Source organism: Candidatus Villigracilis vicinus (assembly GCF_016702885.1).
Taxonomy (GTDB): Bacteria; Chloroflexota; Anaerolineae; order Anaerolineales; family Villigracilaceae; genus Villigracilis; species Villigracilis vicinus.
Genome location: NZ_JADJDD010000027.1, coordinates 64,606 through 86,400 on the forward strand (window position 1 = coordinate 64,606; position 21,795 = coordinate 86,400).

General features: G+C 52.3%; 31 protein-coding genes and 1 pseudogene. All 32 read right to left on the reverse strand.

The features are described from left to right. Nucleotides 1-3: 3 nt before the first annotated feature. Nucleotides 4-408: a 30S ribosomal protein S11 gene (gene rpsK, locus IPG80_RS19860; protein WP_345110846.1), complete on the reverse strand. Its 405-nt coding sequence runs from the start codon at nucleotides 406-408 to the stop codon at nucleotides 4-6. Between the two features lie 24 nt (nucleotides 409-432). Beyond that, nucleotides 433-819 carry a 30S ribosomal protein S13 gene (gene rpsM / locus IPG80_RS19865; protein WP_345110849.1) on the reverse strand — a complete coding sequence of 129 codons (387 nt, stop codon included), beginning with the start codon at nucleotides 817-819 and terminating at the stop codon, nucleotides 433-435. A 7-nt stretch (nucleotides 820-826) separates the two neighbouring features. Beyond that, the gene (gene rpmJ / locus IPG80_RS19870) at nucleotides 827-940 is read right to left on the reverse strand and encodes a 50S ribosomal protein L36 (RefSeq protein WP_345110852.1); all 114 of its coding nucleotides are present in this window, start codon (nucleotides 938-940) and stop codon (nucleotides 827-829) included. Between the two features lie 99 nt (nucleotides 941-1,039). Next, nucleotides 1,040-1,810 (reverse strand): type I methionyl aminopeptidase, encoded by a 771-nt coding sequence (gene map, locus IPG80_RS19875; RefSeq protein WP_345110855.1) that lies wholly within the window; start codon nucleotides 1,808-1,810, stop codon nucleotides 1,040-1,042. 49 nt (nucleotides 1,811-1,859) lie between these two features. After that, the gene (locus IPG80_RS19880) at nucleotides 1,860-2,513 is read right to left on the reverse strand and encodes an adenylate kinase (RefSeq protein ID WP_345110859.1); all 654 of its coding nucleotides are present in this window, start codon (nucleotides 2,511-2,513) and stop codon (nucleotides 1,860-1,862) included. 9 nt (nucleotides 2,514-2,522) lie between these two features. Continuing rightward, nucleotides 2,523-3,902, reverse strand: a complete 1,380-nt coding sequence (secY, locus tag IPG80_RS19885) for a preprotein translocase subunit SecY (protein WP_345110862.1) — start codon at nucleotides 3,900-3,902, stop codon at nucleotides 2,523-2,525. 20 nt (nucleotides 3,903-3,922) lie between these two features. After that, nucleotides 3,923-4,378, reverse strand: coding sequence for a 50S ribosomal protein L15 (gene rplO, locus IPG80_RS19890; RefSeq protein ID WP_345110864.1), 456 nt, complete (start codon nucleotides 4,376-4,378; stop codon nucleotides 3,923-3,925). Nucleotides 4,379-4,386: 8 nt separating this feature from the next. Then, nucleotides 4,387-4,584 (reverse strand): 50S ribosomal protein L30, encoded by a 198-nt coding sequence (rpmD, locus tag IPG80_RS19895; protein WP_345110866.1) that lies wholly within the window; start codon nucleotides 4,582-4,584, stop codon nucleotides 4,387-4,389. Beyond that, nucleotides 4,577-5,119 (reverse strand): 30S ribosomal protein S5, encoded by a 543-nt coding sequence (gene rpsE, locus IPG80_RS19900; protein WP_345110868.1) that lies wholly within the window; start codon nucleotides 5,117-5,119, stop codon nucleotides 4,577-4,579. Before rpsE ends, rpmD begins: the two co-directional genes overlap by 8 nt. 21 nt (nucleotides 5,120-5,140) lie before the next feature. Next, a complete protein-coding gene (gene rplR / locus IPG80_RS19905; RefSeq protein ID WP_345110870.1) occupies nucleotides 5,141-5,506 on the reverse strand; it encodes a 50S ribosomal protein L18 in 366 nt (121 codons plus the stop codon). Nucleotides 5,507-5,509: 3 nt separating this feature from the next. Continuing rightward, nucleotides 5,510-6,058, reverse strand: coding sequence for a 50S ribosomal protein L6 (rplF, locus tag IPG80_RS19910; RefSeq protein ID WP_345110873.1), 549 nt, complete (start codon nucleotides 6,056-6,058; stop codon nucleotides 5,510-5,512). A gap of 10 nt (nucleotides 6,059-6,068) precedes the next feature. Then, the gene (gene rpsH, locus IPG80_RS19915) at nucleotides 6,069-6,482 is read right to left on the reverse strand and encodes a 30S ribosomal protein S8 (RefSeq protein WP_345110877.1); all 414 of its coding nucleotides are present in this window, start codon (nucleotides 6,480-6,482) and stop codon (nucleotides 6,069-6,071) included. A gap of 20 nt (nucleotides 6,483-6,502) precedes the next feature. Continuing rightward, nucleotides 6,503-6,685 (reverse strand): type Z 30S ribosomal protein S14, encoded by a 183-nt coding sequence (locus tag IPG80_RS19920; RefSeq protein ID WP_345110880.1) that lies wholly within the window; start codon nucleotides 6,683-6,685, stop codon nucleotides 6,503-6,505. 3 nt (nucleotides 6,686-6,688) lie between these two features. After that, on the reverse strand, nucleotides 6,689-7,240 hold the full coding sequence (rplE, locus tag IPG80_RS19925) for a 50S ribosomal protein L5 (RefSeq protein ID WP_345110883.1): 552 nt from the start codon (nucleotides 7,238-7,240) through the stop codon (nucleotides 6,689-6,691). An 18-nt stretch (nucleotides 7,241-7,258) separates the two neighbouring features. Beyond that, nucleotides 7,259-7,591, reverse strand: coding sequence for a 50S ribosomal protein L24 (rplX, locus tag IPG80_RS19930; protein WP_345110886.1), 333 nt, complete (start codon nucleotides 7,589-7,591; stop codon nucleotides 7,259-7,261). Between the two features lie 9 nt (nucleotides 7,592-7,600). Next, the gene (gene rplN / locus IPG80_RS19935) at nucleotides 7,601-7,972 is read right to left on the reverse strand and encodes a 50S ribosomal protein L14 (protein WP_345110889.1); all 372 of its coding nucleotides are present in this window, start codon (nucleotides 7,970-7,972) and stop codon (nucleotides 7,601-7,603) included. A gap of 3 nt (nucleotides 7,973-7,975) precedes the next feature. Beyond that, nucleotides 7,976-8,248, reverse strand: coding sequence for a 30S ribosomal protein S17 (rpsQ, locus tag IPG80_RS19940; protein WP_345110892.1), 273 nt, complete (start codon nucleotides 8,246-8,248; stop codon nucleotides 7,976-7,978). After that, on the reverse strand, nucleotides 8,245-8,466 hold the full coding sequence (gene rpmC / locus IPG80_RS19945; protein ID WP_345110895.1) for a 50S ribosomal protein L29: 222 nt from the start codon (nucleotides 8,464-8,466) through the stop codon (nucleotides 8,245-8,247). The genes rpsQ and rpmC overlap by 4 nt, the downstream gene beginning before the upstream one ends. A 2-nt stretch (nucleotides 8,467-8,468) precedes the next feature. Further along, the gene (gene rplP / locus IPG80_RS19950) at nucleotides 8,469-8,888 is read right to left on the reverse strand and encodes a 50S ribosomal protein L16 (RefSeq protein ID WP_345110897.1); all 420 of its coding nucleotides are present in this window, start codon (nucleotides 8,886-8,888) and stop codon (nucleotides 8,469-8,471) included. A 32-nt stretch (nucleotides 8,889-8,920) separates the two neighbouring features. Beyond that, complete coding sequence (rpsC, locus tag IPG80_RS19955) at nucleotides 8,921-9,670, reverse strand: 30S ribosomal protein S3 (RefSeq protein ID WP_345110899.1); 750 nt, start codon at nucleotides 9,668-9,670, stop codon at nucleotides 8,921-8,923. Between the two features lie 9 nt (nucleotides 9,671-9,679). Next, complete coding sequence (gene rplV / locus IPG80_RS19960; RefSeq protein WP_345110901.1) at nucleotides 9,680-10,021, reverse strand: 50S ribosomal protein L22; 342 nt, start codon at nucleotides 10,019-10,021, stop codon at nucleotides 9,680-9,682. 10 nt (nucleotides 10,022-10,031) lie between these two features. Beyond that, nucleotides 10,032-10,304 carry a 30S ribosomal protein S19 gene (gene rpsS, locus IPG80_RS19965; protein WP_345110903.1) on the reverse strand — a complete coding sequence of 91 codons (273 nt, stop codon included), beginning with the start codon at nucleotides 10,302-10,304 and terminating at the stop codon, nucleotides 10,032-10,034. Nucleotides 10,305-10,322: 18 nt separating this feature from the next. Further along, on the reverse strand, nucleotides 10,323-11,159 hold the full coding sequence (gene rplB, locus IPG80_RS19970) for a 50S ribosomal protein L2 (protein ID WP_345110905.1): 837 nt from the start codon (nucleotides 11,157-11,159) through the stop codon (nucleotides 10,323-10,325). Beyond that, nucleotides 11,159-11,464, reverse strand: coding sequence for a 50S ribosomal protein L23 (gene rplW / locus IPG80_RS19975; RefSeq protein WP_345110907.1), 306 nt, complete (start codon nucleotides 11,462-11,464; stop codon nucleotides 11,159-11,161). The genes rplB and rplW overlap by 1 nt, the downstream gene beginning before the upstream one ends. A 9-nt stretch (nucleotides 11,465-11,473) precedes the next feature. Further along, nucleotides 11,474-12,103, reverse strand: coding sequence for a 50S ribosomal protein L4 (rplD, locus tag IPG80_RS19980; protein ID WP_345110910.1), 630 nt, complete (start codon nucleotides 12,101-12,103; stop codon nucleotides 11,474-11,476). Between the two features lie 29 nt (nucleotides 12,104-12,132). After that, the gene (rplC, locus tag IPG80_RS19985) at nucleotides 12,133-12,765 is read right to left on the reverse strand and encodes a 50S ribosomal protein L3 (protein WP_345110913.1); all 633 of its coding nucleotides are present in this window, start codon (nucleotides 12,763-12,765) and stop codon (nucleotides 12,133-12,135) included. 183 nt (nucleotides 12,766-12,948) lie between these two features. After that, on the reverse strand, nucleotides 12,949-13,257 hold the full coding sequence (rpsJ, locus tag IPG80_RS19990) for a 30S ribosomal protein S10 (protein ID WP_345110918.1): 309 nt from the start codon (nucleotides 13,255-13,257) through the stop codon (nucleotides 12,949-12,951). An 11-nt stretch (nucleotides 13,258-13,268) separates the two neighbouring features. Further along, nucleotides 13,269-14,467 (reverse strand): annotated as a pseudogene (gene tuf / locus IPG80_RS19995) (elongation factor Tu). 28 nt (nucleotides 14,468-14,495) lie between these two features. Beyond that, nucleotides 14,496-16,568, reverse strand: coding sequence for an elongation factor G (gene fusA, locus IPG80_RS20000; protein ID WP_345110920.1), 2,073 nt, complete (start codon nucleotides 16,566-16,568; stop codon nucleotides 14,496-14,498). 30 nt (nucleotides 16,569-16,598) lie between these two features. Continuing rightward, nucleotides 16,599-17,066: a 30S ribosomal protein S7 gene (gene rpsG / locus IPG80_RS20005; protein ID WP_345110923.1), complete on the reverse strand. Its 468-nt coding sequence runs from the start codon at nucleotides 17,064-17,066 to the stop codon at nucleotides 16,599-16,601. Between the two features lie 20 nt (nucleotides 17,067-17,086). Then, a complete protein-coding gene (rpsL, locus tag IPG80_RS20010) occupies nucleotides 17,087-17,503 on the reverse strand; it encodes a 30S ribosomal protein S12 (RefSeq protein WP_345110926.1) in 417 nt (138 codons plus the stop codon). A gap of 203 nt (nucleotides 17,504-17,706) precedes the next feature. Continuing rightward, a complete protein-coding gene (locus IPG80_RS20015; protein ID WP_345110929.1) occupies nucleotides 17,707-21,606 on the reverse strand; it encodes a DNA-directed RNA polymerase subunit beta in 3,900 nt (1,299 codons plus the stop codon). Between the last annotated feature and the right edge of the window lie 189 nt (nucleotides 21,607-21,795).

A 21,795-nucleotide genomic window follows, 5' to 3' on the forward strand; every position in this document is an offset into this window, starting at 1 on the left:
CACTTACACGCGTCGACGTTTCGGCGGACGGCAGCCATTATGCGGCACCGGGGTAATATCCGCGATCAACAACACCTTCAAGCCCATCGCCTGGACGGCGCGAATTGCATTCTCGCGTCCGGGTCCGGGACCCTTGACATAAAGCTCCACTTCCTGCAAACCCTGCTGTTGAGCAGATTTGATCGCCTGTTCAGCGGCGAGGCGGGCAGCAAAAGGTGTGCTTTTGCGGGAGCCTTTAAAACCAGCAGAACCAGCGGAACCCCAGGAAATGGTGTTGCCTTCGGTGTCGGTAACGGTAACGATCGTATTATTGAAGGAAGCGAAAATATGCACCTGTCCGCGTGACAGGGAGCGCTTGCCTTTCTTCGCACCGGCTGCCCGGCGCGTGGAACGTACACTCTGAGCCATAGTTTCTTAACCTTTCGGACAGGATTACTTCTTGGCGCCACGGCGACGACCGCGACCGGCAACCGTCTTCTTGGTGCCTTTGCGGGTGCGTGAATTCGTCTTGGTGCGTTGACCGCGAACGGGCAGGTTGCGGCGATGGCGCAAACCACGGTACGAGCCGATTTCGATCAAACGCTTGATGTTCATCTGGACTTCGCGGCGAAGATCACCTTCCACTTTGTAGTGTTTGGAGATGTACTCGCGAATGGCGGAAACTTCGGCTTCCGTCAGGTCCTTGATGCGCGTGTCGGGATTGACTTTGGTATCAGCCAAAATCTTCTTGGCGCGGGTAGGGCCAATACCAAAAAGGTAGGTCAGACCCACTTCTGTCCGCTTATTGCGGGGAAGATCAACACCTTCAATTCTTGCCATGGTTCAACTACCCTTGTCTCTGTTTGTGTTTAGGATTTTCGCAAATGATGAAAACAATACCCTTGCGCCGAACGATACGGCACTTGGCACAACGCTTGCGAATGGAGGGTGATACTTTCATGATAATTCTCCTTGCATGATGCTGTGTTCACCACAGCCAAAGGTCTGATTATACTGGTCGTTCTTGAATTCGTCCATATTTTCACGGGTTTCCACAGGGTCATAAGACAGTCAGGATTTGAGGTTCTCCTTCGGTAACGGCGACCGTATGTTCAAAGTGCGCCGTCAACGACCCGTCTGCAGAAACTACCGTCCACTTATCCGGCAGGACGCGTGTTTCATACGTCCCAACTAACACCATGGGTTCAAGGGCAATGGTCATCCCCGGTTTGAGGACAAGACCGCTTCCCGCCGCGCCGTAGTTTGGCACTTGCGGGCCTTCGTGCATATCCTTCCCGACACCGTGTCCGGTGTATTCCCGGGTGACATGCAGCCCATGGCCTTCTACATATTTCTGTATCGCCGCAGAGACATCACCTGTGCGTCTGCCTTTGCGCATCTGTGAGATGCCCGCATGCAACGCTGCCTCGGTGACTTCAAGCAGGGTTTGAGCCTCTTTCGAGACCTGCCCCACCCCAGCCGAAAAAGCTGAGTCTGCCACATAGCCTTGATACACCGTACCACAATCGATTGAAACGATATCACCATCCTTTAGCTTGCGCTTGGGATGAGGGATCCCATGAACCATCTCGTCGTTGATGCTGACGGTGATGGATGTTGGGAATGGCGGATGACCATAGCCTTTGAAAGGCGATACACATCCGTGTGACTTCAGCACTTCCTCAGCAGCCGCGTTGAGGTCAGCTGTTGTCACACCTGGTTGTAAAAGTTCTCTTACTTTCGCCAGAACGGTTGCGTTGATGTGTCCTGCTTCTCGCATGATCTTGAGTTCAGCAGGTGTTTTGATATTGATCCGGCGTTCATGAAACATTGTTGTAAACCTTGTCTTACACAGGGCAGATGCCCTGATCATGCGTACTTTATTTTTTCTTCAAGGATGCCAGCAGTACCTTAGTTACGTCTTCTACTGCCTGGGTCCCATCGATCTCGATGAGTTTACCTTCCTTGCGGTAGTACTCGACGAGAGGAATGGTCTGGTCGAAATACACACGGATGCGCTTGGTTACTGTTTCAACCTTGTCATCATCGCGTTGGTAAACCTCAGAGCCGTCCACATCACAAACGCGGGCTTGCTTGGGCGGATTGAACTTCTCATGATAGATATGTCCTTGCGCCCGGCAGGTCCAGCGTCCACTGGCACGTTCAATAAGGATGTTCTCTGCTGCAGTGATGTATGGAACAACATTCACAGCACCGTGGAATTCCTTGAGCATGATTTCTAGTGCATCCGCTTGAGCTGGAGTGCGCGGAAAGCCGTCAAGAATGGCGCCTGCCTCACAGTCCGGTCGAGAGATGCGGTCTCGGATCATACTTATGGTTACGTCATCCGGTACAAGTTCGCCCTTATCCATGTAGGATTTGGCGAGTTTGCCAAGGTCCGTCTGGTTTTTCAAGTTTTCCCGAAAAAGATCTCCAGAGGAAACATGAGCCAGTTTTTGCGTCTCAGAAAGAAGACGAGCTTGCGTACCCTTACCAACACCGGGAGGTCCGAGCAAGACGATGTAGGTTGCCATAAGGCTCCTTTAGCGGACGAGAAGCGAGTCCTGATAGCCGTGCAATTTAAGTTCTGCATCAATGTTCTGGAAGGTGTCACGGACGACACCGACCACAATGAGTAAACCTGAAGAAGTAATGAGGAAAATGCCGGTGTTACTGGCGGCAGAGATATTGAAAGCGCTCAATAATAAGCCAAGTAAGAAAGGCATAATGGCGACCACACCAAGGAACACAGCTCCAACCAATGTAATGCGGCTTTGAACTGTGCTCAGATATTTCTGGGTCGGGGCGCCGGTAAGAACGCCAGGGACATTGGCGCCAACCTTCTTCAAGTTCTCACCATAATTCTGCTGGTCGAACAACACGGTTGTATAGAAGAACGTAAAGATGACAACCATGAGGAAGTAGATCGTCCAGTAACCCCAGTTGCTTGTTCCAGTGGCGCCGAAAAAGTTCTGAACACCAAGGAAGAAGTCTGCCACAGCCTGATTTTCATTCTGTGTAAAGTAACTGGCAATAATCGCCGGGAATTGCAAAATAGCGCTGGCGAAGATCAACGGGATCATGCCGGAGAGATTGACCATCAAAGGCATTGTGCCGCGAACCGGCATGGACATGCGGTTACCCACACGGCGTCCCGGGTACATGACAGGGACATTGCGACGTCCCTGCTGGACATACACAATGGCAAGCACAGTCAACACAATGACAATGGTGGTAAGGATCAACATGATCCAGCGGTTGGTTTCATCGGCAAGTAAAGAGGCGAAGTTTGTAGGGATACGCGCCACGATACCAGCAAAAATGACGAGTGAGAGACCCTGTCCACGAATGCCGTATTCAGAGATCAACTCGCCCAGCCAGATGGCAAACATGGTTCCAGCGGTCATTGAAATCAGAACAGACCAGGAAGCAAGTGCCGTATCTGCTGCAAATAGACCGAACGGGAGAATTGGCTGACCAACTGCCTGAATGGATAAGGAGTTGAAGATATTGATCTGACCGATCGCGGAAAGAGCAGCCATAGGCACAGCAAGATAATACGTCCACTTTTCCTGCCAGCGACGCCCTTCGCGAGGATCTTCTTGAATGCGCTGTTGGAGCGCCGGGATGATCGGAATCAGCAATTGAATAATGATCTGGGCGGTAATATAAGGGTAGACACCCATCGAAAGTAACGAGAAATTGGAAACAGTACCGCCAGAAAGCAAGTCGAGGAAGCCAAGAAAACCTCCCGACCCGGATGTTGAATTACGGAAAGCGGCAAGGATGTCATGATCCACGCCGGGAGCCGGGACATTCGCAGCAAGGCGATAGAGCACCAAGATCACAAAGGTGACGATCAATTTGCGGCGAATATCTTCCGATTTCCAGAGGTAATGCCAGCCTGAGAAGGTGGTCTTCATAAGAAGTGTCCTTTGGTTTCCTAGGCGATCAATTCGACCGAGCCGCCAGCCTTTTCGATCTTGGCTTTGGCACCGGCGCTGACACGATGAGCACGCACCTTGAGGGCAACGGTCATCTCACCGCGACCCAAAATAACAATGGGGTTGCGGGAATCGCGCAAAAGATGCGCTTCAGCCAGGGATTCAGGGGTAACTTCCGCGTTGGCTTTGAATGCCTCGGAAAGCTGATCCAGGTTGACTTCGTTAAAATCCACCTGATTGGGCGGGGTAAAGCCTTCACCGCGAATGAACGGCAAGCGGCGATAGAAAGGCAGGTTACCGCCCTGGCGATACAAGTGACCGCCTTCGCCGGAGCGAGCACCGGCGCCTTTCGTACCACGACCGGCGGTTTTACCCTGACCGGCGGAAATACCGCGACCCACGCGTTTTCGGTTCTTTTTTGACCCAGGATTGGGTACAAGATCGTGTAGTTTCATGGTTCAACCTACTCTTCAATCTTGATCAAATGAATGATCTTGTTCAACATACCGCGCAAGGCGGGAGAATCTTTGTGTTCAACGGTTTGGTGCATTCGGCGCAGACCCAAAGCCTTGACTGTCGCTTTCTGGTCTTTGGTATAACCAATGGCGCTGCGCACCAGTGTGACACGAATGTTTTTACCGGAAGTTTCTTTCTTAGGCATGCTGCTTCCTCCGTTCCCAGAATGGGAGCAGTTCGTCAGAACGCTTGCCGCGGCGGGCAGCTTCAATAGCGGGAGAACGGAGTCCGTCCAGCGCGTCAAAGGTTGCCATCACCACATTGAGAACGTTCGCGCTTCCCATGGATTTGGTCAGGATGTCGCGCACACCGGCTACTTCCAACACCGCGCGGACGCCGCCTGCGGCGATAACGCCGGTACCAGCAGAAGCAGGCTTGAGAAAGACTCTCGCACCAGCAACTTTTCCGAGCGATTCATGCGGGATGGTCGTCCCGGCAATGTTGACAGCGCGAATATTCTTACGAGCGCGCTCAGACGCTTTTCGCATCGCATCGGGAACAGCATTGGCTTTGCCAACACCCATACCGATGTTACCCTTCTTGTCGCCGACCACAACGGTCACGCGGAAGCGGAAGCGGCGACCACCCTTCACCACTTTGGCAACACGGGCGATCTCGATCACGCGTTCCTCGAAGGCATCCTGCGATTCGTACTGTTTATCGAATTGATTATCTGCCATATCTTTCTCCAATGTTCTGCACTAGAACTGCAGACCGCCTTCACGCGCGCCGTCTGCCAGGGCTTTGATGCGCCCGGTGTAGCGGAAACCGCCGCGATCAAACACGACCGTGGAAATTCCCTTGGATTGCGCACGTTCGGCAATGGCTTTCCCGATGGCTTTCGCCTGTTCGGTCTTCTTCATGCCTTTTACCTTCTCACGCAGGTCCTTATCAACGGTGGAGGCGGAAACGATGGTGTTCCCATCCATATCGTCAATGATCTGGGCATAAATGCCCGTCAGGCTCTTGAAAACGTTCAAGCGCGGGCGTTCGGGATTTCCGAAAACCTGTTTACGAACGCGCAAGTGGCGGCGTTCACGAGCCAGAGCACGATTTTTGTTAGCCATGGATTACTTGGCTCCTTTCCCGGCTTTACCGGCTTTACGGCGGACCTTCTCGCCGAGATAGCGTAAGCCCTTGCCATGATAGGGTTCCGGCGGGCGGACGTTACGAACGTTCGCAGCCACCTGCCCCACCAATTCCTTATCGAAGCCCAAAACCTTGATCTGGCGGGTCTTCGCGTCTGTTTCAAAAGAAATACCGACGGGTGGTTCGATCTTAACCGGGTGGGAATATCCGACGAACAACGCCAGGTTCTTCCCTTCCATTTCGGCGCGGTACCCCACGCCTTCAACTTCAAGCACAACTTCAAAACCCTTGCTCACGCCGTGGATCATATTTGCAAGAACGGCGCGGGTGGTTCCGTGCAGGGCACGTTCCTCGGGGTTGTCAGATGCGCGGGCGATCTTCAGCTGGTTGTCTTCCATCTTGATATCGATCAATTTGGAAAATTCCCGGTGAAGCTCACCCTTCGGTCCCTTCACGCGGACTTTGGAGCCAGTCAGCTCCACCTGAACGCCAGCGGGGATCTCTACAGGTAAACGACCAATGCGAGACACTATAAACCTCCTACCAAACCTTGCAGATGATCTCGCCGCCCACACCCAACTGTCGGGCACGTGCGCCGGTCATTACACCCTTGGGGGTCGAGAGAATGGCAACGCCAATTCCGGAAAGCACCCAGGGGATGTCTGTTTTCTTGGTATAGATGCGGCGACCGGGCTTGCTGACGCGCTCCAGACCGGAGATCACGGCGCGGCGCTGGCGGCGTTCGCCTACGTATTTGATTTTGAGGCGCAAAACTTTCTGCGCTTCTTGTTCACCATCGACCACTTCGAACCCTTCGAGGAAACCTTCCTCTTTCAGGATCTTGGCAATCTCAAGCTTGATCTTGGAACTCGGCAGCGCAACCTGGGCATGGCCCGCCATAACGGCGTTGCGGATGCGAGTTAACATATCGGCAATTGGATCAGTGAATGACATGATTAACCTCCAACCCGGCTTTACCAGGATGCCTTTACGACGCCGGGGATTTGGCCCTTCAACGCCAGTTCACGGAAACAAATGCGGCATAGGCCGAAGCGGCGGATATATCCGCGGGGACGTCCACAGCGCTGGCAGCGATTCCGTACTTGCACCGCATGGCGGCGGCGCTGTTCACGATATTGCATACATTTCTTTGCCATACCTTACGCTTCCTTCTTGCCGCTGAACGGCATTCCGAGCTGTCTTAGCAAGGCGCGGGCTTCATCATCGTTCTGTGCTGTTGTTACGATGGTGATTTCCATACCGCGCAATTTATCGATTTTGTCGTACTCGATCTCGGGGAAAACCAATTGATCCTTGAGACCCAGCGTGTAGTTCCCGCGCCCATCAAAGGCATTGGGAGAAATGCCGCGGAAGTCGCGCACACGCGGCAGAGCAATGTTCACGAGGCGGTCAAAGAACGCCCACATACGGGGACCACGCAGGGTCACCTTGGTGCCGATCAAACGCCCTTCGCGAAGTTTGAAGTTCGCGATGCTCTTGCGTGCTTTGGTCTGCACCGGCTTCTGCCCGGTTACCAGGGTCAGGTCAGCCACCGCAGCTTCGAGCGCCTTGGGGTTATCCAACGCTTCGCCAAGACCGATGTTGACAACGATCTTTTCCAACCGCGGCACTTGCATGACATTCGTGAAACCGAATGACTTCAGCAAAGCCGGGGCTATTTCCTTGTTATAACGTTCCTGCATTCTGTTCATTTTTTACCTGCTCCGCGGCTAGTCGATCGTGGCTTGACAATTTTTGCAGACACGATGTGCGCCTTCTTCGTCGCGCTGAACGCCGACGCGTGTGGCTTCACCGCATTTCGGGCATACAAGCATCACATTGGAAATATCGACGGGTCCTTCGAATTGAAGTCGCCCGGGGTTGATATTACGCCCAGCCTGGGTCTGCACCTGTTTCTGATGCTTGGTGCGGATATTGACACCCTGCACCACCACTCGGCGTTCATCCAAAATCACGTTGATGACTTCACCGCGCTTGCCTTTATCTTCCAGACGGCCGCTGATCACTTCGACGGTATCACCTTTTCGAATTTTGACTTTCATTCTCAGCTCCTACAACACTTCCGGGGCCAGCGACACGATCTTCATGTAGCCCATATCGCGCAATTCGCGCGCCACAGGTCCAAAGATACGCGTGCCCCTCGGGTTTTCGCCATCCGCATCCAGGATAACGGCGGCGTTATCGTCAAAGCGGATGTACGAGCCGTCTTCGCGGCGCCATTCCTTGGTGCAGCGCACGATCACGGCCTTCACAACTTCACTCTTTTTCACAGAGCCCTGCGGTGCAGCAGCCTTGACGGTCGCCACTACCACATCACCGATCGCACCATATTTGCGTCGAGAACCGCCCATCACATGGATGACGAGTAGTTCGCGGGCGCCGGTGTTATCAGCCACCTTCAAACGAGATTCATGCTGAATCATGGCTTACTCTCCTACGCCCTGATCGGCGGTACGGACTTCACGCTTCACTACGGTTTCCACTGCCCAACGCTTGTCACGAGACAGCGGGCGGGATTCCACGATGCGGACTTCATCACCGATCTGGCAGCCGATCTCATCGTGAGCCTTCACGCGCATGCTCGAAAACACAACCTTCTTATATAGAGGGTGGCGATACTTGCGAGTGATCTCTACGACGACCGTTTTGGTCATTTTGTTGCTGGTGACAACACCAGTCATACGACGACGATTGTTCATTTTGCACCTTCCACTGCAGCATTCCTAAGTATTTCACTCAGAATGGTTTCCATACGGGCAATATCCTTGCGAAGGACGTTCAGGCGGCTGGCGTCAGTCAACTGCCCGCTCACCTGCTGGAAGCGCAGTTTCATCAATTCATCGCGTGCATCGGAAATCTTTGTGCGGATTTCCTCAGGACCCAGCTTGCGAATTTCTGCGGATTTCAAAGCTTTCATAGTTATTCTCCTCCTGCGTGGCGGGCCACAACTTTGGTCTTGATGGAGAATTTGTACTGGGCAGCCTTCAAAGCAGCCACAGCGATTTCAGCTGAAAGTCCGCTGACTTCGAACATGATGCGTCCAGGCTTCACAACGGCAACATAGTATTCCACATTACCTTTACCGGAACCCATGCGGGTCTCGGGTGGTTTATGAGTGAAAGGCTTGGCGGGGAAAATCCGGATCCAGATCTTGCCGCGGCGCTTCATCTCACGCACGATCGAGCGGCGAGCCGCTTCGATTTGGCGGGCTGTCACCCAGCCCGGTTCCAACGCCTGCAGACCAAATTCGCCGAAGGCGACTTCCGCACCGCGGAGAGCCTTACCTCGCATACGACCACGCATCTGCTTGCGCCACTTTACACGTTTAGGCATCAACATAGCAATAACCTCATCTCAAAGCGACGTCGCGATTACTCGCTGACGTACACGCCTTCCGTCGCTTCGGCTTTTTCTTCAACTTCAGGTTTAACTTCACCCTTATAGATCCAAACTTTGACGCCGATCTGACCATAAGTAGTCAAGGCTTCTTCGGTGGCAAAATCCAGATTAGCACGCAGGGTCTGTAGAGGAACACGTCCTTCGCGGAGCCAAACATCGCGGGACATTTCAGCACCACCCAAGCGGCCGCCAACGAGGATCTTGATGCCCTCAGCGCCCTGCTTCATGGCTTGCTGAATAGCGCGCTTCATTGCGCGGCGATATGCGATACGGCGTTCGAGCTGATCAGCAATATTCTTGGCAACCAGTTTTGCGTCAAGGTCAGGATTCGAGATCTCCTTGATGTCCAATTCGATCTTCTTGCCTACCAACGCTTCGAGCGCAGCGCGAATCTTCTTCACACCCTCGCCTTTACGTCCGATCAAAATACCGGGCTTGGCGGTGTGGATGGCGATGCGGATCTTGCCAGGGGTGCGTTCTACATCAATGTGGGAAACGCCCGCCTTGCCATCGCGGATCGCATCAGGGAGTTCCTTGCGCAATTCGCGAACTTTTTCATTGGCAGCAGCGCCGCCCTTGGAGAGCTTGCCGATCAAAAGATTTCGAATGGCAAGATCCTGGTGCAACTGCTGGCGATATGTGCTTCCCTCAGCGAACCAACGGCCGCCCCACGGCTGGTTGATTCCGAGACGAAAACCAACGGGATGTACTTTTCTACCCATATAATCTCCTTATGCTCCGCGCTCGCGCAAAATAACCGTCACATGAGAACTGCGGCGCAAAAGCGGCTTGAAACGACCGCGCGCACCGAAGCGCCGCCACTTGCGGGTCGGGGCTTCATCTGCAGTGATCTTTGCAACAACCAAGTCATCACGGCTGACGCCGAAGTTTTCTTCAGCATTAGCCACTGCGGAGGCAACCAGTTTATAAACAGGGCCTGCGGCGCGCTTGTTTACAAACTTGAGTATCTCGAGTGCTTCAATGGCGCTCTTGCCGCGTACTGTATCGATCACAGCGCGAACTTTTTGCGCGGACTGAGGGAGAAACCGAACGTGTGCTTGAATATCCGTCATGGCTCTCTCCTTACGCAGCCTTCTCGGCGGCCTGATGTCCGCGGAATGTGCGCGTCGGGGCGAATTCGCCCAAGCGGTGACCAACCATGTTTTCCGTAATATAGATCGGCACATGGCGGCGTCCATCGTGGACCGCGATCGTGTGTCCCACCATTTGGGGGAAGATCACAGAGGCGCGGCTCCAGGTGCGAACCACCTTCTTCTCTTTTTTCTGATTCATGGCCTCGATACGCTTGAGCAGTTTCGGCTCAATGTAAGGACCCTTTTTCAATGATCTTGACATATCTGCTTACCTCATCTACTAGCGGTTCGTCTTGCTGCGACGACGCACAATGTACTGATCCGTCTTCTTGTTAAGGCGGGTCTTCTTACCCAAGGTAGGTTTACCCCAGGGAGACTTCGGACCGGGAAGACCAACGGGCTGGCGGCCTTCACCACCACCATGTGGATGGTCGCGGGGGCTCATTGCTGTACCGCGAACCGTCGGGCGAATGCCGAGGTGGCGCTTGCGACCGGCTTTACCAAGTTTGACATTGCCATGATCGAGATTTCCGACCTGACCAATCGTCGCGTAACAAACCTGATGAATGAGACGAACTTCGCCAGAAGGCATGCGGATCTGTGCAAAATCGCCTTCTTTAGCGAGCAGTTGTGCCGCTCCACCTGCGGAACGCACAAGCTGACCACCCTTACCGGACTTCATCTCAATATTATGAATAAGTGTACCTACCGGAATATTGCTGATCGGTAGTGAATTGCCTGAGCGGATCTCAGCATTGGGACCAGACATAACAGTGTCGCCAACTTTTAGATCCACGGGAGCAACGATGTAACGCTTCTCGCCGTCCGCATAATGCAACAAAGCAAGGCGGGCGGTACGGTTGGGATCGTATTCGATCGCGGCAACCTTCGCAGGAATTCCAAGTTTTTCACGTTTGAAATCCACCACGCGGATGTAACGTCGGGCGCCACCGCCACGATGGCGAACTGTTACACGACCGTAAGCATTACGACCGCCAGAGCGCTTCTTGATAACAAGCAACGAGCGTTCTGGAGTGGACTTTGTGATTTCCTCAAAGGTATAGCCGGTCATATCACGCATGCCCGGGGTAATCGGTTTATACTTCTTGACAGCCATTACTGCACCCCTTCAAAGATCTCGAGGGGTTTGCTGCCCTCGGCAAGGGTAACGATCGCCTTCTTGAAAGCAGGACGGCGAATGACCATGCGGCGAGATCGGCCGCGGCGTCCGCGCTTTGCAGGGGCGTTGACAATATTCACACGCGCCACAGTGACTTCAAAGAGGGTTTCCAAAGCATCCTTCACCACAGTGCGGGTAGCATCGTTACGAACAACAAATACATACTGACCCAGCTTGCTGGATTGGGAATTGGATTTCTCGGTCACCAGCGGGCGGACGAGGACACTATAAAGTTCAGTCATGTCTCTCTCCTATCCTAGGTGCGCAACGAGCGCATCAATCGTTTTGACGGGCAAAACGACTTTATCGAAATTAAGGATGTCACGCACGTTCAAATAGCTGGCGAGCAGCACCTTGGCGCTGTCGATATTATTTGCACTGCGCATCACCAGATCGTAATTCTGGTCTTTAGTAGGCATCAATACCAACACGGTAGAGGTGCCAACCAGGTTGCCCAACGCTTCAGCCACAAGCTTGGTCTTGGGTTCCTCGATATTGAGTTCTTCCACAACAACGATCGAGGCTTCAGAGGCTTTGACAGACAGCGCGGAACGAAGTGCGGCAAGGCGCATCTTCTTCGGCATTCGCAATTCATAACTACGAGGATGCGGGGTATGGATACGGCCACCGCCAACCCACTGGGCCGCACGCCTAGAACCCTGACGAGCGCGGCCGGTCCCCTTCTGTTTCCAAGGTTTGCGTCCGCCACCTCGAACTTCACCACGGGTTTTGGTGTCGTGTGTACCAAGGCGCGCATTCGCCATCTGGCGCGTGTACGCTTGATGCATCAGATCCATATTTACAGGGGCTTCGAAAAGATTCGCGGGAAGTTCGATCTCGCGCACTTTCTTACCCTTCATATCAAGAACATCTACTTTCATGGTAATCTCGCTCCGATTTCCTGCGCGCGTTATTGCTTGCGCGACTCCTTGATCATGACGAGGCTCCCCTTGCCGCCAGGAACAGCGCCGTTGATGGCAATCAGGTTGCGTTCCGCATCCACCATCACGACTTTGATATTCTGCGCTGTAACACGGTCCACGCCCATATGACCAGCTCCGCGCGCGCCTTTATACACACGACCTGGCGTGGTGCCAGATCCGCGTGAACCAGGTGCACGGTTGCGATCCGAGGTACCATGGGTAGCGTTCATACCATGGAAGTGGTAGCGTTTCACGCCGCCAGCAAAACCCTTACCCTTGCTGATGCCAATCACGTCTACGCGCTCACCAACGGCAAAAGCGTCGCCGACAGTAACTTTGTCGCCGACTTTTAAACCATGTTCCTTGGCTCTAAATTCGCGGAGGTAACGCAGAGGGGAAATCTCATTGGCTTTCAAATGCCCAACCTGCCCCTGTGTGAGGCGCTTGGGATTTGTTTCACCAAAGCCAAGTTGCACCGCCGAATACCCTTCCTTCTCAGGGGCGCGGACTTGGGTAACAAAACAAGGCCCAGCTTCAATGAGGGTCACTGCATAGGCAACGCCCTGCTCATCGAAGATCTGGGTCATGCCGATCTTTCGACCTATCAGCCCTTTCAACATGCTCAATTTTCTCCTTTACAAGATATTGACGAGACTGCCAGTCGGGGCAACGACCGCATCATCTCCGTGCAGCACAGTCAGTTGATATGTGGGGCGAACATTCTGTTCGCGCACAAAACAACTCTTGCGCCGTCTCTAACGTGACGTCATGCGGGACATAGTCCCGCATGACGAGTTATTCAACTAAATTTTGATTTCGATATCAACGCCTGCAGGCAGATTAAGCCGCATCAACATATCAATGGTCTTCGAGTCAGGATCCAGCACATCGATCAAACGATTGTGAGTGCGAATCTCGAAATGCTCGTGAGAGTCCTTGTCGATGAATGCAGAGCGACGTATTGTATATCGTTCTTTCTTACTTGGCAAGGGTACGGGACCAACTACATGGGCACCCGTGCGCTCAGCCGTTTCGACAATCCGCTTGGCGGATTGGTCAAGTACACGATGGTCATACGCCTTGAGGCGGATACGAATTTTTTGTTTTGCCATTATGTTCCGCCTTATGCGATGATCTTGGTGACGACACCCGCGCCGACGGTGAGACCGCCTTCACGAATGGCGAACTTGGAGCCCTGCTCCAACGCCACCGGCACGATGAGTTCCACCGTCAGGTTCACGTTGTCACCAGGCATAACCATTTCAACACCTTCAGGAAGGGCAATGTCACCCGTTACATCCATCGTGCGGATGTAGAACTGAGGACGATAGCCGCTGAAGAACGCCTTGTGACGGCCGCCTTCTTCCTTCTTCAATACGTACACTTCCGCCAGGAACTTCTTGTGAGGGGTCACAGAACCCGGCTTCGCAAGCACCTGTCCGCGCTCCACATCGTCGCGCTCGATACCGCGCAGCAATACGCCCGCGTTATCGCCTGCCACCGCTTCGTCCAGTTCCTTGTGGAACATTTCGATACCGGTGATCACGGATGCCTTGGTTTCGCGCAACCCAATGATCTCGATCGGCTCGCCTTTCTTGGCGATGCCGCGATCCACACGTCCGGTTACCACCGTTCCACGTCCCTTGATCGAGAACACGTCTTCCACAGCCATCATGAACGGCTTGTCGGTCTCGCGCTTCGGTTCGGGGATGTATTCATCCACCACACGCAGCAATTCTTTGATCGGTGCGTATTCAGGGGCGTTCGGGTCGGTCGAGGTGCTCTCCAAAGCCTGCTTGGCGGAGCCGCGCACGATCGGGGTGGTATCGCCGGGGAAGCCGTAGCTGCTGAGCAGTTCGCGGAGTTCCAATTCGACGAGTTCGAGCAATTCGGGGTCGTCCATCATGTCGACCTTGTTCAGGAAGACCACGATGGAGGGCACTTCCACCTGGCGAGCCAGGAGGACGTGTTCGCGGGTCTGAGGCATCGGACCATCGGGGCCGCCACCACGAGGATAGCGCCATCCACCTGAGCCGCACCGGTGATCATGTTCTTAATGTAGTCACGGTGACCCGGCATATCGACGTGCGCGTAGTGGCGCTTGTCGGTCTGGTATTCTACGTGCGCGATGTTGATCGTGATACCGCGCGCTTTTTCTTCCGGTGCGTTGTCGATCTGATCGTAGGCTTTGAAATCTGCCTGTCCCGACAGCCCCGCCACCTTCGTGATCGCCGCTGTCAATGTCGTCTTGCCGTGGTCGATGTGTCCCATCGTTCCCACGTTCAAATGCGGCTTGCTTCTGTCAAACTTCCCTTTCGCCATAATAATACTCCTTGGGTAATTAGAACCGTTACGATTTCAAAATTTCTTCAGCTACCGACTGCGCAACTGGCGCGTAGTGGTCGAATTCCATACTAAATACACCGCGTCCCTGTGTCGCCGAGCGAAGTTGGGTAGCGTACCCAAACATCTCTCCCAACGGAACCATGGCACGGACAGCCTGAGCATTACCAGGGCGAACATCCATACCCTGGATCAAACCACGACGGCTATTGACCTGCCCCATTACATCACCTAAGTATTCTTCAGGTGCGACTACTTCAACTTTCATCATCGGTTCGAGCAGAATGGCATTGCCCTTTTGCATACCTTCCTTGAAGCCCATAGAAGCGGCTAGTTTGAATGCCATTTCGCTGGAATCGACCTCATGGAATGAACCATCAAATAGGCTAATCTTCAAATCCACAACCGGATAACCGGCGAGAATACCACTTTCGCAAGCTTCGCGGAAACCTTTTTCGATCGGGTTGATGTATTCCTTTGGAATAGAACCACCGACGATCTTGTTCTCGAAAATGATACCGCTGCCACGTTCACCGGGTTCGAGGGCAAAAACGACATGACCGTATTGACCCTTACCACCGGATTGCTTGGCATACTTGTAATTTACTTCCTTAACCGGCTTGGTAATCGACTCACGATACGCAACACGTGGTGTGCCAACGTTTGCCTGCACCTTGAATTCGCGCAAAAGGCGGTCAACAATAATATCAAGATGAAGCTCGCCCATCCCGCGGATCACGGTCTGACCAGTGCTGTCATCTGAATTAACACGGAATGTGGGATCTTCTTCAGCGAGCTTACGAAGCGCCTCACCCATCTTTTCTTGATCACTGGAGCTTTTCGGCTCGATCGCAATCGAAATAACAGGTTCAGGGAACGAAATGCTTTCAAGAGCTAATGACTTAGTATCACAAAGAGTATCGCCAGTGAAACTATCTTTGAAACCCAAAATTGCGCCAATATCCCCAGCGCGAATTTCAGTAATATCTTCGCGACGATCAGCGTGCATTTTCAACAAACGACCAATGCGTTCCTTCTTGCCTTTGGTGCTGTTTTGAACAGTTTGTCCCTGACTCAAAACACCTGAGTACACACGGATATACGCAAGTCGACCTACATAAGGATCTGTAACGATCTTGAAAACCAGTGCGCTCAACGGTGCATCATCAACAGTCGGGATTTCAAAGGTGTTTTCCGGGTTGCCGGGCTCAGTTGCAGTAATCGTTGTCTTATCCATAGGAGAAGGCAGATAATCTACTACTGCGTCAAGCATAGCCTGGACGCCCTTATTTTTTAAGGAAGAACCACAGAAAATAGGCGTTGCCTTATTGGCAATTACACCTTTTCGAAGCGCGGCTTTGAGTTCATCTATGCCAATTTCTTGGGCTTCAAGGAACTTCATGGTGAGTTCGTCATCAAGTTCAGCGATGCGCTCGACCATTTTAGCGCGGGCTTCCACAGCTTGAGCTTTTAAGTCTTCGGGAATATCTGTAATTTTGGGATCTTTGCCAAGATCGTCTTCCCATACAATAGCTGTCATGGAAAGCAGATCGACAACGCCCTTGAATGTAGCTTCAAAGCCGATCGGGATCTGCATCGGAATCGGCTTTGCGCCAAGACGGTCAATGATGGTTTCGATGGTGCGTTCATAAGAAGCACCAACACGATCCATCTTATTAACAAAACAAATGCGCGGAACACCGTAACGGTCAGCCTGACGCCAAACGGTTTCAGACTGGGGTTCCACGCCTTGAACAGCATCGAAAACTACAACGCCACCATCGAGAACACGAAGGGAGCGCTGAACTTCAGCGGTAAAGTCGATATGACCGGGAGTATCAATGATATTAACTTGATATCCCTTCCACTCCGCAGAGACTGCCGCGGAAACAATGGTAATACCGCGCTCACGTTCCTGCACCATCCAGTCGGTTACAGTATTTCCATCGTCAACAGACCCAATGCGGTGGGTTAAACCAGTATAGAACATGATCCGCTCGGTAGTTGTCGTTTTCCCGGCGTCAATGTGGGCAATAATGCCAATATTACGGTATTTTTCCAACGGATGAACGCGTGCCATTGCTATCTATTACCTATCTCTTCTTATAAATTAAATACGATAATGGGAGAAAGCGCGGTTCGCTTCTGCCATTTTGTGGGTTTCATCACGCTTGCGGATCGAGGCGCCAGTTTCGTTTGAAGCGTCAATCAGTTCCGAAGCGAGTTTATCGGCAAAAGATTTGCCAGAGCGGTCACGCGCAGCGCCGAGGAGCCAGCGGATCGCAAGAGTTGTGCGGCGTTCAGAAGACACTTCCATCGGAACCTGATAAGTAGCACCACCCACACGGCGCGGGCGGACTTCCATCACGGGTCCAACATTTTTAAGCGCCAAATCGAAAACTTCCATCGGATTCTTTTCGGTGCGTTCTTTGATAAGATCCATCGCGTCGTAAACGAGACCGACAGCAACGCTCTTCTTGCCGCTCTTCAACACGTGTTGAATCACGATCTGAAGATTAATGCTATTAAAACGGACATCGGGAAGAATTTCCCGCTTTTCTGGTTTTGCTCTACGCATGCTTCATCACTCCATCAAAATTACTTGGGACGCTTCGCGCCATACTTGGAACGGCCCTGCTTGCGATTAGCCACACCGGTGGTGTCGAGGGTGCCGCGCACAATGTGATAACGCACGCCTGGGAGGTCTTTAACACGACCGCCGCGGACAAGTACCACGGAGTGCTCTTGCAACTGGTGACCCTCACCCGGAATGTACGCTGTCACTTCAATACCATTGCTCAAGCGCACACGAGCAATCTTGCGAAGCGCAGAGTTCGGCTTCTTGGGGGTCATGGTGCGAACCACGGTACAAACACCGCGCTTCTGAGGCGCACCCTTATCCTGACGGAACCGGCGCTGCTTATAGCTGTTCAAGGTGAACTGCAGAGCGGGCGCCTTGCTTTTGGCTTTCTTATCTTTGCGGCCCTTGCGGACCATTTGATTTACTGTCGGCACGATCAGCCTCCGATTACAAATTCTTTCAATGATTTACGAGATATACGATTATTTATTCGCAAGAAATGAGACCATCAACTCGTTCCCTGATGGCCTCATCTATAGCTGCCAATTTCTTTCAGAGCGGGGTTAGCGATTGCCGCTCCTTTTTCTTGACAAAGGCACAACATTTTATCATGCTGTACCAGTCAAGTCAATAGAATTTACTGCTTTTTTCTGGATTGACCTTCACCCAGACTGAGCAAGCCGGTGTCATGCTTTGGCGGATGAGTCTTCTCTTCATCCTTGCCGAACTTGACGATATCACCGTTTTCATTGATCGCCTCGACCGCCAAACCAAGTGATTGAAGTTCCTTCACCAAAACACGGAAAGATGCCGGGATGCTTGGTTCTTCGATGGGCTCACCCTTTACGATCGCTTCGTAGGTGTTGACACGTCCTTGAACGTCATCAGATTTGACCGTCAACATTTCCTGCAAAGTGTGAGCAGCTCCATACGCTTCCAGCGCCCACACTTCCATTTCACCAAAGCGCTGACCACCAAACTGAGCCTTACCACCGAGCGGTTGCTGTGTAACCAAGCTATATGGACCAGTGGAACGGGCATGCACCTTGTCTTCAACCAAGTGGTGCAGTTTAAGGATGGTCATCACGCCCACAGTGACAGGCTGGTCATAAGGAATACCAGTCTTACCGTCACGAAGGGTCTGCTTACCAAGGATAGGAAGTGGAAGTCCCTTTTCCTTTGCAAGTTCCTGGGCAGTTTCGAATACTTTATCTTCTGCAACACGGCGGGTAACCCCATTAACTTCCAACCACAAACGCAGACACGCCGTAATCGCAATATCATCCAACTTAGGGTCGTGAGCAACCTTACGATCCTCAAGCAGAATTTCGTCAGGGTCGGTATAGCCTTTTTCTCGCAACCATTCACGAGCGGTGGCACGATGCGCATATGCCACATCGTTCAGGCTGTAGATATCGTAGCGGCGTTTGTCAAGCCATCCTTCAAGATAAAGACGGCGAACTTCATCATCGTCTTCGATGGTATTCGGATCATATTCTTGCTCCTTCAACCAATCCCAAGCGCGAACTCCGGCTTCCTTCCACGCCTGATCAACGATCCAGGCACGCGCGAGTTCAGCTTCGATCTGCTCTTCACTGGCACCGTCGAAAACGGGCGTCACAGCTCGATAACCGAGACGCTTGGCAGCCCACCCAAGGTGAACTTCCAATACCTGACCGATGTTCATACGACCGGGCACACCGAGCGGATTGAGAATGATATCAACAGGCACGCCATTCTCAAGGAAAGGCATATCTTCCACAGGCACAACCTTGGAAACCACACCCTTATTTCCATGGCGTCCTGCCATCTTATCGCCCGCGGTAATCTTGCGGCGCTGAGCGACAGAGACACGGACCATCATATCCACGCCAGCGGCTAGGTCAGAATTTTCTTCACGAGTGAAGACCTTTACGTCCACAACCTTACCGCGTTCGCCGTGAGGCATACGCAGTGAAGTGTCTTTCACATCACGAGATTTTTCACCGAAGATAGCGCGCAATAAGCGTTCTTCAGGGGTGAGTTCTTTTTCACCTTTCGGGGTAATCTTACCGACGAGGATGTCGTTGGGACCGACTTCAGCACCAATACGGATGATGCCGTTTTCATCGAGGTCTTTGATGGCATCGTCACCAACGTTCGGGATATCGCGAGTGATTTCTTCGGGTCCAAGTTTGGTATCGCGGGCTTCTACTTCATACTTCTCAATATGTACGGAGGTAAAGCGGTCTTCCTGAACAAGGCGCTCAGAAAGGAGGATAGCATCTTCGAAGTTGCCACCTTCCCAGGAAAGGAAGGCGATAACCACGTTCTGACCAAGAGCCAGCTGACCATTATCGGTTGAAGAAGAGTCGGCGATAATGTCACCAGCCTTGATCAACTGCCCCTTCACTACAGAAGGACGCTGGTCGATACAAGTGCTCTGGTTGGAGCGCTGGTACTTGCGAAGTTGATACACACGATTGCCAGAGCGCTTCTCTTTGACGGTGATAGTGGAACCAGTTACAGATACCACTTCCCCATCCGCTTCAGCGACGACAACCTGACCGGAGTCGATCGCGGCATGACGTTCCATACCGGTGGAAACAAGCGGAACCTCGGGGCGAACCAAAGGAACAGCCTGTGCCATCATGTTCGAACCCATGAGAGCGCGGTTGGCGTCGTCATGTTCAAGGAAGGGAATCAATGCGGCACTAATACCCACGACTTGATGAGGAGCCACATCCATGAAGTCCAGGCTTTCGGCATTGGAGAATAGGAAGCCGGAGTGATAACGGCAGGAAATACGTTCGCGAGAAAATTCTTTCTTCTCGGTCAGTGCCGCATTTGCTTGAGCAATGGTGTACTTATCTTCTGCGTCTGCAGATAAATAGACGATTTCATCCGAAACAAACGGGATGATGGCGATTTCACCATCAAGCCGGGCTAAGCGTTTGGCAACTTTAGAGTCGATCTCTGTACCCGTTTTGAAGAGAAGTTCTTCAGACTTGGGATCATAAATATCTTCTCGCAAGGTGCGCCCTTCCAACAACTCACTATCAGAAGGAAGAGCCTTATATACTCTGCGGTAAGGCGTTTCGATAAACCCGTATTCATTCACACGGGCAAATGACGCAAGGCGACCAATCAAGCCGATGTTCGGACCTTCCGGCGTTTCAATCGGGCAGATACGTCCATAGTGTGAGTGGTGTACGTCGCGGACATCGAAGCCGGCGCGTTCACGGCGCAGACCACCAGGTCCAAGCGCAGAGAGTGTGCGTTTGTGGCGTAACTCTGCCAGCGGGTTCGTCTGATCCATGAATTGGGAAAGCTGTGAAGAACCGAAGAACTCGCGCAACGCAGCCACAACCGGACGGATATTGACAAGTGTCACGGGTGAAAGCTGTTCCTGATCGCGAATGGACATGCGTTCTTTAATCACGCGTTCCATACGGCGCAGACCAATACGGAGTTTGTTCTGGATCAATTCACCAACCGTCTTGACACGACGGTTGCCGAGGTGATCGATGTCGTCTGAACGCTCAGAGCCATTATTGATCTGGATCATACGGCGCAGGAGACGAAGAATATCGCTCTTGGAAACAGTGCGATGAGGGATCGGGATGTTAAGGTCAAGCTTTTGGTTGAGCTTATAACGACCAACACGTTCAAGGTCATAATGGCGTTGATCAAAAAGCTGTTCTTCAAGGAACTGGCGGGCATTATCCAGCGTAGCCGGATCGCCTGGGCGCATCTTCTTGAAGAATTCGATCAAAGCAGCTTCAGCGATGGTGTGATTGCTGAGGTCCCAGTCTGGTTCCTGCTTAATCGTGGAGGCAATGAACATGCGCTCGGGATTGTTATCCACATCCTTGAACAGGGAGAGGATTTCCTCGTCTGTACCATGCTTGATGGGAGAATCTTTGATTCCGTCGCTGACAGCGGCGAGAGCACGCAAAAAGACCGTGATCGGCACGGTGCGTTTGCGGTTGAATTTGAGGATAATGTAGTCGGACTTACGGGTTTCGAACTCCATCCAAGCTCCACGGTCAGGAATCAGTTTGGCCATGGAGAGCAGGCGTCCCGTAGCGCGATCCGCAGGAGCTTCAAAGTAAACGCCGGGAGAACGGATCAATTGCGAAACAACGACACGTTCCGTTCCGTTAACAATGTAAGTTCCCTTATCAGTCATTTCAGGGAAATCGCCCAGGAAGATATCCTGCTTGATAGGTTCGGGAACATCCGGTCCAGCGAGGAGAACAGAAACATAAAGCGGACTGGCATATGTCAGATCGCGCTCTACGCATTCTTCAATGGAGTGCTTCGGATCACCAAACCAATACTTCAACCCCCACTGTTGCGATTCGGGGCTGCGGCTTGGGAAGAATAGCTTCATTCCCTTGTTATATGACTCAATCGGGGAGATTTCATGGAAAAGGTCTCCAAGTCCCTCCTTTTTGAGCCTTTCAAATGAATCAAGTTGTACTTCGATCAGATTAGGTAAATCAAGACTTACGGGAATTCGTGCGTAGCTTTTCTGGGGCAAAGAAGATGCCATTCTTCTCTCCTAACGGTTTTGAATGACGATAATAAACGACGATAACTGTCCCGGATGGACAGCGACTAAACATTATATCGAACACAATATGAAAAGTCAAGAAAAAAGGGCTTTGATTTATTAACTTTTATCTTCCTCGCTATATTTCTTGACAATATAAATAAGTGCGTGTAAAATCACCGCCGCTTA

Bases quoted from the DNA above. Each gene is read 5' to 3' on its own strand.
- rpsC (WP_345110899.1), bottom strand. From the start codon at position 9,670: ATGGGTAGAAAAGTACATCCCGTTGGTTTTCGTCTCGGAATCAACCAG.
- rplW (WP_345110907.1), bottom strand. From the start codon at position 11,464: ATGACTGAACTTTATAGTGTCCTCGTCCGCCCGCTGGTGACCGAGAAA.
- rplO (WP_345110864.1), bottom strand. From the start codon at position 4,378: ATGAAACTACACGATCTTGTACCCAATCCTGGGTCAAAAAAGAACCGA.
- rplE (WP_345110883.1), bottom strand. From the start codon at position 7,240: ATGAACAGAATGCAGGAACGTTATAACAAGGAAATAGCCCCGGCTTTG.
- rpmJ (WP_345110852.1), bottom strand. From the start codon at position 940: ATGAAAGTATCACCCTCCATTCGCAAGCGTTGTGCCAAGTGCCGTATC.
- rpsJ (WP_345110918.1), bottom strand. From the start codon at position 13,257: ATGGCAAAACAAAAAATTCGTATCCGCCTCAAGGCGTATGACCATCGT.
- rpsH (WP_345110877.1), bottom strand. From the start codon at position 6,482: ATGTCATTCACTGATCCAATTGCCGATATGTTAACTCGCATCCGCAAC.
- rplX (WP_345110886.1), bottom strand. From the start codon at position 7,591: ATGAAAGTCAAAATTCGAAAAGGTGATACCGTCGAAGTGATCAGCGGC.
- fusA (WP_345110920.1), bottom strand. From the start codon at position 16,568: ATGGCACGCGTTCATCCGTTGGAAAAATACCGTAATATTGGCATTATT.
- rplP (WP_345110897.1), bottom strand. From the start codon at position 8,888: ATGTTGATGCCTAAACGTGTAAAGTGGCGCAAGCAGATGCGTGGTCGT.
- rpsG (WP_345110923.1), bottom strand. From the start codon at position 17,066: ATGCGTAGAGCAAAACCAGAAAAGCGGGAAATTCTTCCCGATGTCCGT.
- rpsM (WP_345110849.1), bottom strand. From the start codon at position 819: ATGGCAAGAATTGAAGGTGTTGATCTTCCCCGCAATAAGCGGACAGAA.
- rpsQ (WP_345110892.1), bottom strand. From the start codon at position 8,248: ATGAACAATCGTCGTCGTATGACTGGTGTTGTCACCAGCAACAAAATG.
- IPG80_RS20015 (WP_345110929.1), bottom strand. From the start codon at position 21,606: ATGGCATCTTCTTTGCCCCAGAAAAGCTACGCACGAATTCCCGTAAGT.
- rplC (WP_345110913.1), bottom strand. From the start codon at position 12,765: ATGTTGAAAGGGCTGATAGGTCGAAAGATCGGCATGACCCAGATCTTC.
- rpsK (WP_345110846.1), bottom strand. From the start codon at position 408: ATGGCTCAGAGTGTACGTTCCACGCGCCGGGCAGCCGGTGCGAAGAAA.
- secY (WP_345110862.1), bottom strand. From the start codon at position 3,902: ATGAAGACCACCTTCTCAGGCTGGCATTACCTCTGGAAATCGGAAGAT.
- rpmC (WP_345110895.1), bottom strand. From the start codon at position 8,466: ATGAAAGCTTTGAAATCCGCAGAAATTCGCAAGCTGGGTCCTGAGGAA.
- rplV (WP_345110901.1), bottom strand. From the start codon at position 10,021: ATGACGGATATTCAAGCACACGTTCGGTTTCTCCCTCAGTCCGCGCAA.
- rpmD (WP_345110866.1), bottom strand. From the start codon at position 4,584: ATGCCTAAGAAAGAAACTTCCGGTAAAAACATTCGTGTCACACTGGTG.
- rpsS (WP_345110903.1), bottom strand. From the start codon at position 10,304: ATGTCAAGATCATTGAAAAAGGGTCCTTACATTGAGCCGAAACTGCTC.
- rpsE (WP_345110868.1), bottom strand. From the start codon at position 5,119: ATGGCAGATAATCAATTCGATAAACAGTACGAATCGCAGGATGCCTTC.
- IPG80_RS19880 (WP_345110859.1), bottom strand. From the start codon at position 2,513: ATGGCAACCTACATCGTCTTGCTCGGACCTCCCGGTGTTGGTAAGGGT.
- rplN (WP_345110889.1), bottom strand. From the start codon at position 7,972: ATGATTCAGCATGAATCTCGTTTGAAGGTGGCTGATAACACCGGCGCC.
- IPG80_RS19920 (WP_345110880.1), bottom strand. From the start codon at position 6,685: ATGGCAAAGAAATGTATGCAATATCGTGAACAGCGCCGCCGCCATGCG.
- map (WP_345110855.1), bottom strand. From the start codon at position 1,810: ATGTTTCATGAACGCCGGATCAATATCAAAACACCTGCTGAACTCAAG.
- rplR (WP_345110870.1), bottom strand. From the start codon at position 5,506: ATGGCTAACAAAAATCGTGCTCTGGCTCGTGAACGCCGCCACTTGCGC.
- rplD (WP_345110910.1), bottom strand. From the start codon at position 12,103: ATGAAAGTAGATGTTCTTGATATGAAGGGTAAGAAAGTGCGCGAGATC.
- rplB (WP_345110905.1), bottom strand. From the start codon at position 11,159: ATGGCTGTCAAGAAGTATAAACCGATTACCCCGGGCATGCGTGATATG.